Source organism: Treponema primitia ZAS-1, assembly GCF_000297095.1.
In the GTDB taxonomy this organism is placed as follows: Bacteria; Spirochaetota; Spirochaetia; order Treponematales; family Breznakiellaceae; genus Termitinema; species Termitinema primitia_A.
In genome coordinates this window covers 1-367 of the sequence record NZ_AEEA01000088.1, presented here as the reverse complement: position 1 = coordinate 367, position 367 = coordinate 1, and the positions used below count along the sequence as shown (strand labels likewise).

The following is a 367-nucleotide window of genomic DNA, read 5'->3' as shown; positions in this document are numbered from 1 at the left end:
GACACGGCGGTGGGGCAGCGTTCAAAAAGGGTCCGCAGATAGTCAATTGGCACAAGGCCGTTCTGCCGGGCGGTCTCAATGAGCGAGTACATACCGCAGGAACTGGCAGCCCCTTCCGGGCTTTTATTGAAGAGCCAATTTTTTCGGCCAAGGACAAACGGCCGGATGGCATTTTCACAGGCGTTGTTGTCCGGGGTTAGGTACGGGCTGTCCAAATAGGCAACCATCTTGTTCCATTGCCCCAGCGTATAACCGATAGCTTTCCCCAGGAGCAGTGACGGCGGTACTTCCAAAGCCCGTTTATCAAGCCATGTTTTGAACTTATCCAGGATCGGCTGGGCTTGTTTTTTACGCTCCGAAAGAAATT

1 protein-coding gene is annotated in these 367 nt (G+C 53.1%); it reads right to left on the bottom strand.

From position 1 onward, the window contains the following. Positions 1–367, bottom strand: a 367-nt coding sequence (locus tag TPRIMZ1_RS19105) for an IS66 family transposase (RefSeq protein WP_010261082.1), incomplete at both ends; no start/stop codon positions are given.